General features: G+C 39.1%; 15 protein-coding genes and 3 pseudogenes. 9 read left to right on the top strand and 9 right to left on the bottom strand.

The window, feature by feature from the left end:
* Positions 1–290 precede the first annotated feature (290 nt).
* Positions 291–1,874: a Fic family protein gene (locus ACT3S4_RS13920; protein WP_444761267.1), complete on the bottom strand. Its 1,584-nt coding sequence runs from the start codon at positions 1,872–1,874 to the stop codon at positions 291–293.
* Positions 1,875–2,330: 456 nt separating this feature from the next.
* Positions 2,331–2,696, bottom strand: a complete 366-nt coding sequence (locus ACT3S4_RS13915) for a MerR family transcriptional regulator (protein ID WP_095570545.1) — start codon at positions 2,694–2,696, stop codon at positions 2,331–2,333.
* Between the two features lie 86 nt (positions 2,697–2,782).
* On the opposite strand from ACT3S4_RS13915, the gene ACT3S4_RS13910 reads away from it, so the two are divergent.
* The 4 genes from ACT3S4_RS13910 to mscL all read left to right on the top strand — a co-directional run bounded on the left by ACT3S4_RS13910 (position 2,783) and on the right by mscL (position 5,649).
* Positions 2,783–3,661: an alpha/beta hydrolase family protein gene (locus tag ACT3S4_RS13910; protein WP_444761266.1), complete on the top strand. Its 879-nt coding sequence runs from the start codon at positions 2,783–2,785 to the stop codon at positions 3,659–3,661.
* A complete protein-coding gene (locus ACT3S4_RS13905; protein WP_193006323.1) occupies positions 3,636–4,031 on the top strand; it encodes a hypothetical protein in 396 nt (131 codons plus the stop codon). Before ACT3S4_RS13910 ends, ACT3S4_RS13905 begins: the two co-directional genes overlap by 26 nt.
* 44 nt (positions 4,032–4,075) lie before the next feature.
* Complete coding sequence (locus ACT3S4_RS13900; protein WP_306495844.1) at positions 4,076–4,600, top strand: PaaI family thioesterase; 525 nt, start codon at positions 4,076–4,078, stop codon at positions 4,598–4,600.
* A gap of 602 nt (positions 4,601–5,202) precedes the next feature.
* Positions 5,203–5,649 carry a large conductance mechanosensitive channel protein MscL gene (gene mscL / locus ACT3S4_RS13895; RefSeq protein ID WP_201625140.1) on the top strand — a complete coding sequence of 149 codons (447 nt, stop codon included), beginning with the start codon at positions 5,203–5,205 and terminating at the stop codon, positions 5,647–5,649.
* Positions 5,650–5,729: 80 nt separating this feature from the next.
* Here mscL and ACT3S4_RS13890 read toward each other — a convergent pair.
* A pseudogene (locus tag ACT3S4_RS13890) lies at positions 5,730–5,780 on the bottom strand (IS3 family transposase); the annotation flags it as partial.
* Between the two features lie 298 nt (positions 5,781–6,078).
* Here ACT3S4_RS13890 and ACT3S4_RS13885 point away from each other — a divergent pair.
* Positions 6,079–6,585 (top strand): plasmid replication DNA-binding protein, encoded by a 507-nt coding sequence (locus tag ACT3S4_RS13885; protein ID WP_444761265.1) that lies wholly within the window; start codon positions 6,079–6,081, stop codon positions 6,583–6,585.
* Between the two features lie 363 nt (positions 6,586–6,948).
* Here the strand turns inward: ACT3S4_RS13885 and ACT3S4_RS13880 are convergent.
* Positions 6,949–7,132: pseudogene (locus ACT3S4_RS13880) on the bottom strand (DDE-type integrase/transposase/recombinase); the annotation flags it as partial.
* 27 nt (positions 7,133–7,159) lie between these two features.
* Between ACT3S4_RS13880 and ACT3S4_RS13875 the strand changes: the two are divergent.
* Positions 7,160–7,618: a DIP1984 family protein gene (locus tag ACT3S4_RS13875; protein WP_025651570.1), complete on the top strand. Its 459-nt coding sequence runs from the start codon at positions 7,160–7,162 to the stop codon at positions 7,616–7,618.
* Between the two features lie 746 nt (positions 7,619–8,364).
* Here ACT3S4_RS13875 and ACT3S4_RS13870 read toward each other — a convergent pair.
* Positions 8,365–8,724: a hypothetical protein gene (locus tag ACT3S4_RS13870; protein ID WP_025651571.1), complete on the bottom strand. Its 360-nt coding sequence runs from the start codon at positions 8,722–8,724 to the stop codon at positions 8,365–8,367.
* A 172-nt stretch (positions 8,725–8,896) separates the two neighbouring features.
* Between ACT3S4_RS13870 and ACT3S4_RS13865 the strand changes: the two genes are divergently transcribed.
* A complete protein-coding gene (locus ACT3S4_RS13865) occupies positions 8,897–10,669 on the top strand; it encodes a potassium/proton antiporter (RefSeq protein WP_444761264.1) in 1,773 nt (590 codons plus the stop codon).
* Positions 10,670–10,991: 322 nt separating this feature from the next.
* Here the strand turns inward: ACT3S4_RS13865 and ACT3S4_RS13860 are convergent, their stop codons facing one another.
* The 4 genes and pseudogenes from ACT3S4_RS13860 to ACT3S4_RS13845 form a co-directional block, all read right to left on the bottom strand.
* Complete coding sequence (locus ACT3S4_RS13860; protein WP_443511581.1) at positions 10,992–11,534, bottom strand: IS630 family transposase; 543 nt, start codon at positions 11,532–11,534, stop codon at positions 10,992–10,994.
* On the bottom strand, positions 11,485–11,835 hold the full coding sequence (locus ACT3S4_RS13855; protein ID WP_101204408.1) for an IS630 transposase-related protein: 351 nt from the start codon (positions 11,833–11,835) through the stop codon (positions 11,485–11,487). The genes ACT3S4_RS13860 and ACT3S4_RS13855 overlap by 50 nt, the downstream gene beginning before the upstream one ends.
* Before the next feature lie 71 nt (positions 11,836–11,906).
* Positions 11,907–12,094, bottom strand: a pseudogene (locus tag ACT3S4_RS13850) (integrase core domain-containing protein); the annotation flags it as partial.
* A 9-nt stretch (positions 12,095–12,103) separates the two neighbouring features.
* Positions 12,104–12,994 (bottom strand): LysR family transcriptional regulator, encoded by an 891-nt coding sequence (locus ACT3S4_RS13845; RefSeq protein ID WP_068406606.1) that lies wholly within the window; start codon positions 12,992–12,994, stop codon positions 12,104–12,106.
* Positions 12,995–13,129: 135 nt separating this feature from the next.
* Here ACT3S4_RS13845 and ACT3S4_RS13840 point away from each other — a divergent pair, with 135 nt between their 5' ends.
* Together ACT3S4_RS13840 and ACT3S4_RS13835 are read left to right on the top strand one after the other, a co-directional pair.
* Positions 13,130–13,621, top strand: coding sequence for a CidA/LrgA family protein (locus tag ACT3S4_RS13840; protein WP_443559414.1), 492 nt, complete (start codon positions 13,130–13,132; stop codon positions 13,619–13,621).
* Between the two features lie 9 nt (positions 13,622–13,630).
* Positions 13,631–14,329 carry an LrgB family protein gene (locus ACT3S4_RS13835; RefSeq protein ID WP_201624569.1) on the top strand — a complete coding sequence of 233 codons (699 nt, stop codon included), beginning with the start codon at positions 13,631–13,633 and terminating at the stop codon, positions 14,327–14,329.
* Positions 14,330–14,374 lie beyond the last annotated feature (45 nt).

The raw sequence follows: 14,374 nt of genomic DNA, 5'->3' as shown, positions 1-14,374 counted from the left end.
AATACTCAAATACTCAAATACTCAAATACTCAAATACTCAAATACTCAAATACTCAAAATTATTTTGAGGATCTGTAATAACCTTGTCAAATAAAAATGGTCTGTTATTAGAGTTCCTCTAATATATTCTGTTTAAGTAAGAAAAATATTGATTACGTTTCAGGTTGCAGTATTTTAGCCGAATCTTTTATAAACGAATCATTATCGCAACGATGATACTAATACTAGCTTGAGCTTGAGCTTGAGCTTGATTATCAAGGCAGATTTTCCTGCGTATAGCAGGATTTGTTCTAACTATTCAAACCATTTGCTTCATCTTTAAAGGTCTCTACAACGACAGAGAAAATGTCATCCCAAACTGCCTCATTTGCTAAAAAAGGATAGTCCTTAAGTAGCTTATTACTCTTAGTGCCTTTATTTTGTAGCATACTGCGAATGATTCTATCGGCATAGCTGTTGGGCATCTCAACAATCTCTTTTATCGCCAATCGTGCATAGTCATGCTTTCTTAGGTACTGTGACTCGTTATGCATCTCTTTTTCAATAACGTGAGCAATGAGTCCTGATAAGTACTGAACGTGAGGCGTTAGATCCATAAAGCGCCATGCAGGTTGAATGAGGTGAGTGTTTTCAAAATTTAAGTTTGAGCGAATACCATCAGGGTAAGTAACCGCCTGTTTATCAAAGCTGTAATGATCACGGATTTGCTCCATAAGTGGCACGGATACACGGTCTAAAATTTTATCATACGCATGACGGTCTGAGGGATGCTCAGCGATGGCTTGCGATATAGGTAGGATAATCGGCTCATGAATGACCTGGTCGCGTCTGAGTACATCGTTAATTAAGAAGCGATGTACTCGGCCATTGCCATCAGCCAGCGGATGAATATACACAAAAGCAAAGGAAGCAACCGCACTACGTATCAGTGCCGATTGTCCCTCGGTCTTTTCCATAAATGCCAGTAACCCTTTGAGCTTTTCAGCAATGTCATCAGCAGGTGGCGCGATATAGTGCACAATCTCTTTAAAGTCATTGACCTGAGTATGCGACACAAAAACTGGTGATTGACGGACACCATACTGCTGGATAACCGTTTTGCTGCCGAGTATCTCTTGTTGCAGCTCTGCTAGTGATTCAGGATCAAGCGGGATATCGCCCTTGCCGGTACGCCTTGCCATTACATCGGCGAAACGTTCAATACGTTTTAACTCTTTCCCTTCACCTTCTATAGTAAAACTGGCTTTACTCTCTCGTAATGTCATCCATACGGAGGCACGCATCAGTAAGTCTTGCCCAAATTCATCGTTCAGCTTGTCAACCATTGTGGCAATATCGAGTGCAGCGGCTTTCGTAAATGCCTCTGTTTTCACCAGTTGAGGACAGAAATGACGGGTTCCTGCAAGATTGTCATTGATACGCCAACGAGCATTCTTTATGACATGCGCAGGGCTTGAAGTAACCTGCTTCTTAGCATCTAAAGCGTCCACATAGTTACCGCCTAAATTACTCGGTACTGCTAACTGCTGACCCATGAGCCATTCATACAAGAAAGCCATTCTACGGGCATAGCTGCCTGTGGGCTCAGCGTTTACCCATGCTTGTACGTCATTAGCCCCTATCTGCTCAAACAAACGAGTCAGTAACTTTAAACTCAGTACTTCATGACGCATGTGAAACTGTAAGTGCGCAATAATTGTGTCCAGTGGCCGCGCAGTTTCCTGATAAGCGTTATGGATAACATCACCCTCTTTATAGGTTTGCCTGCGCCCACCGATACTACTGCTGACATATAAAGGGACAACCAGCTCGATGCTTGCATGACGGATAAGCCATGCTGCGCCAATAGGGTCTGAGGTAGGGGTGTTTATCATGAGTGGCTCAAGCGATTATAGATAAGCCATTTTGCAGGAAAGTGATTATGAATGCAAGATAATGGTTATTATCAAGCCTTACTGCATTAAATCGATTTTTATATGACGTTGTGATACCTGTAAATAAAGATCAAAAGGCGTATTGAGTGGATATAATGAGTTCAAATTGAATGAGGTAAATACACCGTTCTTAACATAGCTACGTAGTAATAGAGCACCCATTTCTGTAAATAATGCGGTAATCCCCCACATCAATACTTATCAAAAAAATACAGCAATTATAAGCATTACAACATTTTGGCAAACCTAATCGAAAGAAGGATTGCTAATAACAGAATTAGACCGATTATCCATAATGATTGTAAGAGAAATTTTTTATCATCCATAATTGAGACCATCCCAGATTCTGTGTAACTGACGTTTAGATTAAATACTTACACAAAATTTAGGAAGGTCTCAAAGCGCCAACTTATCCTTATATTCACACATACCTTTTAATGCATTATCGATTAACGTTTTCATCTTAGACAGTTCTGAAATTTTAATTTCTAGCTGTTTGTTTTTTTCTAGAAGCTTTTCACCCATTTGTGATTGCGTCAGGTTGTTTGAATACAATAGCTCTGTTAGCTCTCTAATCTCTTTTAAGGTGAAACCTAACTCCTTCGCCATAATAATCATATTGAGCTGTTCCACAATCCTGTTATCGTAATCTCTATAACCATTAGATTTTCTAGATGGTGACGAAATTAATCCTTCCCTTTCGTAAAAACGGATCGTATCTCTACTTAGTCCGACTGTTTCAGTTAATTCTTTTATATTCATTATCGAGCACCCTCAATTAACGCTTGACTGTGGAGTAATGTCCATAGTTTATAGTAGGCGTTAATTAACAACAAGTAGGTTCTTTTATGGATATAAATATTCTGACGGACGACAACGTCGAGCTGCGTGCAACCCTCTATAAAGCGAATAACCCTAAGGCCGTTGTTCTAATAAATCCAGGAACCGCTACTAAAACTTCTTATTATTTGCCGTTTGCTAAATACTTAAGAGAGCATGGTTTTCATGTTATTCTTTGGAACTATAGAGGTTTTTGCGATTCTAAAGTGAGTCATCTAAAGGATTGTCATTATCAGTATTCTGATATCGGACGGTACGACATTCCAGCTGTTATCGATACAGCCAAGCGCCTGTTCAATGACTTACCCTTGTATTGCGTAGGGCATAGCGCTGGAGGTCAACAAGTTGGCCTTGCTCATAATGCTGATCAATTGGATGCTTTAATCGCAGTGGCTGTCTCAGCAGGATACTTTAGCTATATGCCGCTTCGCTATCGTCTTAAGGCTAACTTCTTTTTCCGTTTTTTAGCACCGCTTAGTAATAAAGTCTTTAATTATGTGCCGGCTAAAAGCTTCAAACTCATGGAAGATTTGCCAGCTGGTTTTACAGAGGAATGGGGGGCTTGGTGCCGAGAAAAAGAGCTGTTTTTCTCAGATAAATTCTATGGGAAAACCATTCCCCTTGGCACTTACAAAAATTTTAATGTGCCAACTTTCGTCTTCACTGCCGATGATGATGAAATCTGTACTGAACGCAACCTGCATAATTTTTGGAAAAATGTGACCAGCGATCGACCTATCACTTTTAAACGCTATAGCATTGGCAGGGGCTCAGACCAATCAGTTGGACATTTTGGCTACTTTAGAAGTAAAAACACTCATATTTGGCAAGATATTTTAGAGACGATCAACAAGGTACATCATGATAAACCGTTACAAACACTATAAAACCCTGATTTTCATTGTATTACTTAATGTGTTTTCGAGCATTTTACACTATGTTCATAATGTGATTCATTTCGATCACTATCCTGAGCCTGATTGGTTATCTCCTCAGCTTGTAGATGCCTTCTGGTTCGTCATGACACCAATTGGTATCTATGGCCTGATTGTGGCTGTCAAAAGCCAGATGACCAAAGGACGTTGGTGGCTTTATTTGTACGCCTTAATGGGGTTGTTGTCGTTACTGCACTACAACATAGAGACTGATAATATCATGACTGTTACCATGCACAGTCTTATCTGGTTTCAAGCAATTTGTGCCTTTTGGTTAATCGGCTATGTAACGATGTATTTTAAAAGTAAAAGTAGAAATTAAGAGGAATTGGCTAATATCTTATTTATCGTTTTAAGGAATTGAAAATGAATGTTGAAGAAACAATAGCAACATGGGAAGCAGAAGAAACACGTATTAGAGAAAAGCTAGGTGACGCTGATGTCATTCCATTATCAGACTTAACTACTCGCAGTGGTATGGATATTTTTAATGCTATGTTTGCAGGAGAGCTGCCTCATCCTCCTATTGGTCTAACGCTTGACTACACTCCTATTCATATGGAAAAGGGTATTGCGGTTTTTCAAGGACGTCCAAAGCGTCATCATTACAACCCATTGGGTACAGTCCACGGAGGCTGGTTTTGCACGCTTTTAGATTCTGCTGTTGGTTGTGCTGTACATACCCTCTTACCAGCAGGAAAAACCTACACAACTTTAGAGATAAAAGTAAACATGGTGCGAGCTTTGACAGTGGCAACACCTTTAGTACGGGCTGAAGGCAAAGTCATTCATGCTGGTCGGAGAACAGCGACTGCTGAAGGCAAAATTGTAGGGCCTGATGGCAAATTATATGCCCATGCCACCACAACCTGCATCATTCTTGATGTTTAGATAAAATTTTTGATCGTTAATAGCTTTTAAACCAAAGAAAAATGTTAAGAATATAATGGATATTATATGGGTATACCTATCTTCCAAACTCATCTTTAATCTTCTTTATTTTTTGTTCTGCTGCTGCTTCGTAAACCTTATAAGACTTATAGTCTTGTTAGACCTTCTGAGACAGTTATATCTGTATTACGCTAGTTAAGGCTTAGAAGACGCTTAAATAGGCTCTAGAGAGAAGAAACGACCATAATTGCATAGAATTCTGCTAAAATAAAAACTACAAAACAGTTGTTGCTACAAGATTTGATAATTTAAATTAGAGCTATCAGAATACAGTGGCTCGCGTTTATCTTTGGTTCAAATTGTGAATGTTCAATACACCCTAATTATTATCTTCTGTATTAGTATTAAGTGTTATATCTAGCTAGATAGGATGAGTAGAAAATATCTCGTTCTATCTAGCTTTTTTTGTGTTGTGTTTTATATATAACCAAACAGAATTTATTAAAATACTGTGCTGTTCGATCATTATCAATGTATCCAGTTTTCAATCGTATATTTACACGCCGATCTACTTACAGACAAAAATTTTTAGGAGAGAAATTATGAGTATGGTATCTGAGTTTAAAGAGTTTGCTTTAAAAGGTAATGTAATGGACTTAGCTGTCGGTGTCATTATTGGTGGTGCATTTGGAACCATCACAACATCGTTAGTCGAAGACATCATGATGCCAATCGTCGCCTTTATTGCTGGCGGTGAAATCAACTTCAAGAATATGTTTGTGATATTAGGCGATGTGCCTGAAGGTATTGCTATGACCTATGACGCCTTGAAAGAAGCAGGTGTTCCTGTATTAGCTTATGGTAGCTTTATTACGGTACTTATTAACTTCCTAATTTTAGCATTCATCATTTTCATGATGGTGAAGATGGTCAATAGATTACGTCGTGCAGATGAAGTAAAGGAAGAAGTGACAGAAAAACCTTCAGAAGAAGTGCAGTTACTTCGTGAGATTAGCGCTAAGCTTAGCAATACGAATGTTACTAAATAAGAGAGTCTAACCTGAGATGCTCTAATAGAATGAAAAAAGGAGCCCATCTGAACTGACCCCCAAATATTGGACGGTTTAGTTTACCCCAAGGACTGAGTCCTGTACTGCACAGGACTCAGTCCTTTTAGTTTCTATCAGTGACAGTAACTGCTGCCTGAGCAGATAAGCCAAAGAGAGATAACGCCATACTTAGAATAACTTTTTTTCATAGAACCTACTTTCTTTAATACCCAAAACACTGTTTTCAAGCATTAATAATACCCTATATTTGTTCAATAAAGTGAGTGCTATGTAACTAACCGTCTGATTTACACAGCAGTTTATTTATAATTTGCCTGATAGACGGGTTAGTGCCATAGTTGTTCACTGAACGTTCTGTACAGTTGCACTGTACAGTCTCTAAAAACGTACTTGAACACTAGGTGGATAATGAACATATCCGTGACAAAAGCCGCAAAAGAATGGGGTGTATCAAGAACGACGATCTATCAGAAAGTCAATGATGGTGAGATTTCTAGAACAGCAGATAAGAAAATAGACGTTTCAGAAATGTTGCGCGTGTTTGGTGAGCCCATTTCTAAAAAACGTACTGAACATTCAGTGAACACTGTTCAAAGTACACCTCTGAACAGTCAAAGTGTTCAGTACAATACGGATATTGAACACCTATTAGCACTTGAAAAGCTCAAGAATGAGCACCTCAGCCAACAAGTAAGCGATCAAAAAAAGTTAATTGAAAATTATCAGCAGCAGATAGGACAGTTGAACAGAACGCTGGATAAAGCCAACGCCAGTATTCAGGATTTCGCACAAGTGAGACTGCTAGAGTTTAAACAGGCTGAAATGAGCGATGAGCCGCCACTTGTACAAGAGCAAGAAAAAAAAGACGATTCAGTCGTCGCGACGGCTAAGAAGAAAAAACGGTGGTTCTTTTGACTATAAGAATTTTTGAAAAAACATTAGTGTTTAATCTTTGGAAGATAGCTCTCTAAAGCCTTATTGGAGCCTTTCCCAAACTTTGTGTAACTGCTTATAATCCACTAACAGGAGAATAAGCAATGACTAACCAAAACGACATTAAAAAACTGGCCCAGCAGATGGCTGGTAGCATGAAAAGTGAACCGCCCCGACTATATCGGAGAGCGTTTTATTTGAGTCAGGCAACTTTGCCTGACTCATTAAGACTATCATAATATTGCTTTTCAAACTCAAAAGGTGATACATAACCAATCGTACTATGCATTATCATATGAATTACCCGCGTTCCAACAAAGGTAATAACGCCAGAATCAGCCATCTGATCAGTATAACGAATAGATAAATACTGAACGCCTCTATCACTACGATGAATAACGTCTTTTGGGTTGTTTCTGTCTGCAATGGCTTGATTTAACGCTGCCATCATCATATCGATGTTCATACGATTAGACACCTTCCAGCCAACAATACTACGGACAAACACATCTATAATAAACGCAGTATACTAATAAGGTGTTAAAAGGAGCTAAAAATGAAACTCGCAGAAGCCCTACTTATTCGTAGCGATATGCAAAAAAAACTTGCTCAAATTAAAGGACGTATTCGTAGTAATGCTAAAGTTCAAGAAGGCGATACGCCAAATGAAGATCCAAGTCATCTAATGATTGAGGCTAGTCAAGTCATTACTGAGCTATCTACTTTGATTGAACGTATTCACCGTACCAATGCAGTTGCTAAGACGGATAAAGATCAATCAATGCTGACGCTATTGGTTGAACGCGAGGCGTTGGAGATGCGCCACAAACTATTAATTGAAGCAATTGAAGCGACCGACACTGAGGCAGATCGTTATAGTCATCGTGAAATTAAATGGAATATTATGGTCTCAGTAGCTGGGTTACAAAAGCAAGCCGATGACCTGGCGATGAAACTACGCAAAATTAATATTGTCATTCAAGCCAATAACTGGCAAATTAACCTTGTTGAATAAGATTTGTAGACTACTAAATTTATAATTTTCTATTCTTATAGTCATAAATGAATAGAACCACCTATTGGAACCGATTGGGCGAGTGTCAGACCCCTTACCTACACAACAGGGGGTTGAAAACATACTGTAGTGTTTGTCATGCGTTGCGGGTAGACGCTTTTTTTACTACTTATGCCCCGAACACGTCACAGCTCACAAGGTACTACTTAGACCTTACTACCAGATACTGACAGTCGGTTTCAACTTTACGTTTAATACCTCTTGATACGCCGATTATCAAGAGCGTCATCTACGAGTACTACGCATTTACCAAACTCAACACCCCGTGTTAAACCTCTCTAATCCACGACTCCATTCAAGTCCTCACTAGGGTACCGAACCAGTGAAATCGGTTTATCATAGGCATACTTACAATAGATTATAGGCGTAATAATAGTACGCTTGAAGTGGTTTTACTGCATTAGTCTATTTTAAACGGTCTATCAATGGGCTTAAAGGGTGATATAGCTGTTTCCACTCGGGTATACCCGAAATGAATCAGTAATTTAATGCCAGATTGAGAAGCTTTTCCTAAAAACTGTGTAACTGCTTATAATCCAATAGCAGGAGAATAAGCAATGACTACTCAATCTGACATTAAAAAACTGGCTGAGCAAATGGCCAGCAGCATGAGCAGCTTAAAAGTTTGAGAAAAAGGTGTGTTATTTAAAGTCTTATCTACTACAGCTCCATAGCTATACTGGAAGTTATTTAACCTGCGCTGTTTCTAATAAACTGCCATCTTTATCGAATAAGCAGTCGACGATAATGAGCGGAGCCGCATCCAAACTATCTTCAGCGTAGTAATGTGTTATGACTTCAAAGTTACCATTATTTAATCGTCTGTAGTCTGTGTTTTTTCGTTTAATGTCCATAGACTTAAAGCCTTTAAGCATGGGCTGTACTGCTTTCTGGCACTTCGTTAGCAATGCAATCTTTGATGTTTTTTGAGCTTGTTCGAGTTCAGTATTTCTTTTTTCATCAAATGGGTTACTGCCATTTTGAATCCAAATATAAAATGCTGCAAATGTAATAATAGATAGTCCTGTCAGTGTCTCTTTTTTCATAATATGACTCGTTTAGCAATAATAGAATAAGATATTTACTAACATACAAGCATAGCTCAGTTATTCTTAAGGAGCATGTTAAAACAATAATTAACCGTTGAAAGCAATGGGTAAATGTTACTCCCGTTCTGGTTAGTTCAGCTTAGTATTATAAAATAGGGCTTAATAAAAGATGGATACCTTAAATATCGTGTATCTCGTAGGAGCAGTGTTAATTTTTGCCAGTATTATGGCGAGCACTTTATCAGCACGTTTGGGTGTTCCACTTTTGCTATTGTTTTTAGTCGTCGGGATGCTCGCTGGTGAAGAAGGTATCTTGGGTATTGAGTTTTCTCAATATGCAATAGCCAATTTTGTCGGGCAAGCAGCCTTAGCCTGTATTTTGTTAGATGGCGGGTTGCGCACCTCTGTTAAATCATTCCGAGTTGGCTTAAAACCAGCCATCACACTGGCTACTTGGGGCGTACTTGCGACAGTCATGATACTGGGTGTATTCGTCACATGGCTGCTGGATGTCGATTGGCGCTTTGGGCTATTGCTAGCGGCAATCGTTGGTTCTACTGATGCGGCAGCGGTGTTTTCACTGCTGCGTAATGGCGGTGTTAAATTAAATGATCGTGTCCAAGCCACGCTTGAATTAGAGTCGGGCGCCAACGACCCGTTAGCGATTTTATTAGTCACAGGATTGATTGCTTTAAATGTTGATCCTGCCGGACAGACAGCGCTAGGCTTTTTAGGCTTACTATTACAGCAGCTTAGCTTTGGACTAGGAATGGGCTTGTTCTTCGGGTACTTCCTCTCTCGGTTATTACCCAAAATACACTTGGCAGAAGGTATGTATGCCATTTTAATAATGTCGGCGGGTTTAGCAGTGTTTTCTGCCACTAACTTACTGGGCGGTAGTGGGTTTCTCGCGGTCTTTATCGCTGGTATTATGATTGGCAACCATAAGGTACGCTCAACTGAGCATGTCATGCGCGTGATGGACAGCTTTGCGTGGTTGTCGCAAGCGGTGTTATTTGTGGTATTGGGCCTATTGGTCACGCCATCGAACGTTCTTGAAGTTTGGCCTTATTCAGTGGCCATTGCTGCCTTTATGATTTTAGTGGCTCGTCCTATTGCAGTCTATACCAGTGTTTTACCGTTTAAATTTAAAAATAGAGAGATCGGCTTTATCTCTTGGGTCGGCTTACGTGGTGCGGTGCCCATTACCCTTGCCATGTTGCCAGTGATTGCAGGGGTGGACAATGCCTTTATGCTGTTTGATATCGCTTTTGGGGTGGTGGTCTTATCGTTGGTGTTACAAGGGACGACCATTCCTTTTATGGCCAATCTGTTTAAGGTGCGTATTCCTAACAATAAGGGCCCAAAAGAAGAGCATGAAGTGTGGGTGTCAGATAGAGCAAGTATTACGTTGTATGAATTTGAAGTAAAGTTAGGCGCGTTTGCAATTGGTCGTCATCCGAGGGATATATCTACGCGTATCAGCCCTGAAGGAATCCATGTTTTTGCCTTGGTGCGTGGTCAGCAAATCTTGGCAATTAATGAAAAGACTAAGCTCAAATTTGGCGATAGCGTTTGGTATGCCATGAGTGGCGATTATGCCGATCAGATTGCGAATGTTTTTAATGACACGACGTTAGACCGTAGAGCCATCGATGATTTTTATGGCGATTGGATGCTATCGCCGAGTGTCAAACTTAAAGATGTGCCATTCTTTACCGATAGGATGAAATCCGAATCTCTAGAAGATACCCTGAACACGAAAAATATGTGGGAACAAACGGTTGCTGAATACATTAAGGATAGCTTAAAGATGGCACCCGTAGCAGGCGATACGGTTGTGATTAATAAGGAGTGGTTATTAGTCATTAAAGAAGTTGACGGCCAAGGAAGACTGAGAACGATTGGACTAAAACAACTAGAAAAGCCAGCAGTGGCATAGTATCTATTATTATTAGACATAATATGGACTATTAGCTGAAAGGCAACCATTTAAGACAATTAATAGTCCTGCGAACATTGTCCATTTTAGGTAACTTATTAGCTCAAATTATGGTCTGTTTTACTGGTCTCGCTAGGGTATACCCAAAATAGCAAAATTTTATTTGTGAGAGGAATTCGCATTTTTCTAAGTAAGGCTAATACAGAAGCTAAACTACGTAGCATAATTCTATTTAATCAGTGTCTTATGCTTAGAATTATTATCAATATATGTTATTTTAGTAGCCAAAGCATAAAAAACACAGTGACAATTCTGCATATAGTTAAGTCTTTATAAAATCGATACAGCCCATATCATGAAACAGTTTAGGTAGATTATTCTCCATCCATCCTTGGCGTAGAAACTTAGCCTGTGCCCATTTTTTCTCGATAGGGTTTAGATCAGGGCTGTACGGCGGCAGCCATAAAATACGATGACCATGTCTATTAAGTAGCTTTTGAATACGCTTACTCTTATGAAATCGAGCATTATCCATGACAATCACGCATTTAGTTTTAAGACTTGGGATTAGCGTGTATTTGCACCAGTGGTAGAATATGCTGCTGTTAATATTGTGTTCAAAGTAATCAAGCGCAAATAGCATTTTTTCATAGAGAGCTCCGATGACATTAGTACGTCTCGAAGCTTGCCAGTTGTAGCTATCGATACAGGGTTTACCAATCGGTGCATAGCCATGAGAACGAATGGTTTCAGCCTCAAAGCCGCTTTCATCCATATAGACAATGGGATAGCCTTGCTGCGTAAAGCGATCAAGCCTACTCTGGAATATCGCTCTTTTTATCGGACACGCTTTTGGATGTTCCAAGGTCTTTTTTTTGACTGATACCAAGACGCTTTAAAGCATTAAAGATGCCCGTTTTACTACAGTTCAAGCGACGAGCTCTTTCATAGTTATAATCATCTGGGTATCTTTTTACGTCTTCAATCAATGCGTCATCAGGTATTTTAGTCGGTGCTTTATTTCTGGTTGTTTTAGGCGCTAATTTCTTCTGCCAGCTGTGAATGGTGCTGGTGCTAAGTCCATAAAATAGCGCAGCTTCTCGTATGGTCATACCATCAGTGATGCTAGAAAGTACCTGTTTGCGATAGTCTATTGAATAAGTCATCGTTTATTTCATTAAATGCAATTGTTAATAGGGTTGTATCGGTTTTATTTGGATTAGACTATACACACTTTTTAGGAAAGGCTCTCAAACTCAAAAGGCGATACATAGCCCAATGCACTGTGTATACGCTTTTTATTGAACCGATCTACCCAATTCAATGTGCAAGTTGTACATTCGCTAAACCTTGCCAATCTGCTTTTAAATATTCAATCACCTCTGTTTTGTATAACCTATGCCCTGTTTCAGCCAAAGCATTATCAAGGCCTGGTTATATATTTTTTCTTATGTTATCAAGCCAAGCTTGCATACTTGGTGTAAGCAAGCGATGACGGCGCCAAGCCATGACAAGCTCCCATTTTAACTGAGGTTGGGTTAGTGGCAAGCAGACTAATCCTGTTAAATCCAACTTTTGAGTATAATATTGAGGCAAAAGAGTCACGCCCATATCCTGTTTTACCATGTCAAGAAGCAAGTGCCACTGATTGGTTTGGCAAATAATATTAGGTTCAAAACCTAGTGATTGACAGTTTTCTATAATCATCGGAGTAAATGATGAATTGGAGGTAAATAAAATTAGGGGTGCATTTGATAGTGACTTAAGTGTTACCTTGGTTTTTTGCTTACCCATACGGTTTTTATTTGCTACGACCACCACTGGATAGCAACATATCGACAAGTAGTCAAAATCATCGTCAATCGGCTTCATCAATGTTGCCACATCAAGTTGCCCCTCTAGAAGGGCCTGCTTAAGTGACTCAGCACCATCTTCGATAAGTGAAGTTTCTATACTAGGATGCATTTGATAAAAGTTAAAAATAGCTTTGCTTAGTATTTCACTGCCTAACGGTGAAATCCCCAAACGCAATTTACCACCTATTAATTGCTGATAATCTACTACTGTTTGTTCAAGATTATCTGCCTTTTGTAAGATATCAACTGCTTGAATATAGAGGTGTTCGCCAATTTCCGTTAAATTAACTAGCCGCTTTTTTCTATGAGTCAAAGGCTTATCAAACAGAGCTACGCCTAAATATTCTTCAAGATTACTGATAGATTTGGTAACGGTGGGTTGGGTTAAATTGAGTTGAATACTGGCTTGAAGAAACCCACCTGTTTTTACGACTGTCACAAAGCAGCGTAATTGTTTCAAAGTTATCATAAATAATAAACCATGGTTAGGAAGGATAATGAAATTTATTATAGGAATTGGGAATAAAAATAAAAATATAATTCATAATTTATGACTAGGGTATTTTTATAATAAGTAGTCTCTAATCAACAAACAACAATTATTATGCGTAATCCTAATATTCGCTTATCCCTACCCTTTGTAGCTGAAAAAAAACTTAGACTTCAACAGTTCTGTCGCCAATCATGGCTTCATGTCCTTATGCAATGCGCTATTATCGCAGCTGTCTGGTATTGTGCTGCGTTATTGGTTGAGTTATTGCATCTACCCGTATCCTCAGGCGTCTTAGGAGTATTTTTAATGCTGATCTTATTAATGAGTGGTGCTATCAAGGTTAACTGGGTCAGACTGGGGGCAAAATTTGTTTTGGGTGAATTAGTATTAATGTTTATCCCACTTATGATGTCAATACTTCAATACAAGGCGCTATTTATCAGTAAGGGCTGGCAATTAATGCTGACAATTATCTTAAGTACCGCGATGGTGATGTTAAGCTCAGCATTAACTTTTATTATGGTGCACCGTTTGCAACGTAGATTGTATCGACATCAGATTCATAAAGCCCAATTAAACCTAAGAAATAATGATAATGCGTGAGGATTTACGATGAATGTCTGCTCAATCCTTTGTCTCATTTGGACATTAGCTGCTTATTATATGGCTAAAGTAATCTATGTGCGCTATCGAAAATCTTGGCTAAACCCTGCTATCACGGTTCCAGTAATAACGCTTTCATTAATGATTATCTTTAATATCTCTTATGATACTTATTGGAAGGATACAGCTTGGATTGTGCAGTTACTTGCCCCCGCAACGGTTGCGTTTGCTATACCTATTTATGAGTATCGTCGTTTAATACGTCAACATGCTTTGTCTTTGACCGCTTCTATAACTGTTGGGATGATAGTGGGGGTCTTGAGCATATATATATTTGCTGTGTTATTCCATTTTGATAAGACCTTGACCTATAGTTTGATGGCCCGTTCAATATCGACACCATTTGCGTTAGACTTATCTGAAAAGATTCACGGATCTCCCTCTTTAGTTTCATTGTTTACTTTGATTACAGGGATGGTGGGAATGATTTTAGGGGATATGATCTTGACTTTTTTTCGTATTCGCTCCCATCTTGCAAATGGAATCGCATTTGGTAATGCATCACACGGTTTTGGTACAGCCCGGGCAAGTCAGCGCAATGAGGACGAGGGCGTTATAGCCAGTTTAACAATGATTTTAGCGGGATTATTTATGATATTCTTAGGTCCTTCATTAATACATGGCGTAATGTTATTTGGGCAAGTTTAAACAAATATATATAGAGACCCTAATCCATATTAAGAATAGATATAA

The sequence above is a fragment of the Psychrobacter sp. AOP30-A2-5 genome (assembly GCF_052378115.1).
Lineage (GTDB): Bacteria > Pseudomonadota > Gammaproteobacteria > Pseudomonadales > Moraxellaceae > Psychrobacter.
This window is presented reverse-complemented; position numbering and strand designations above follow the sequence as displayed.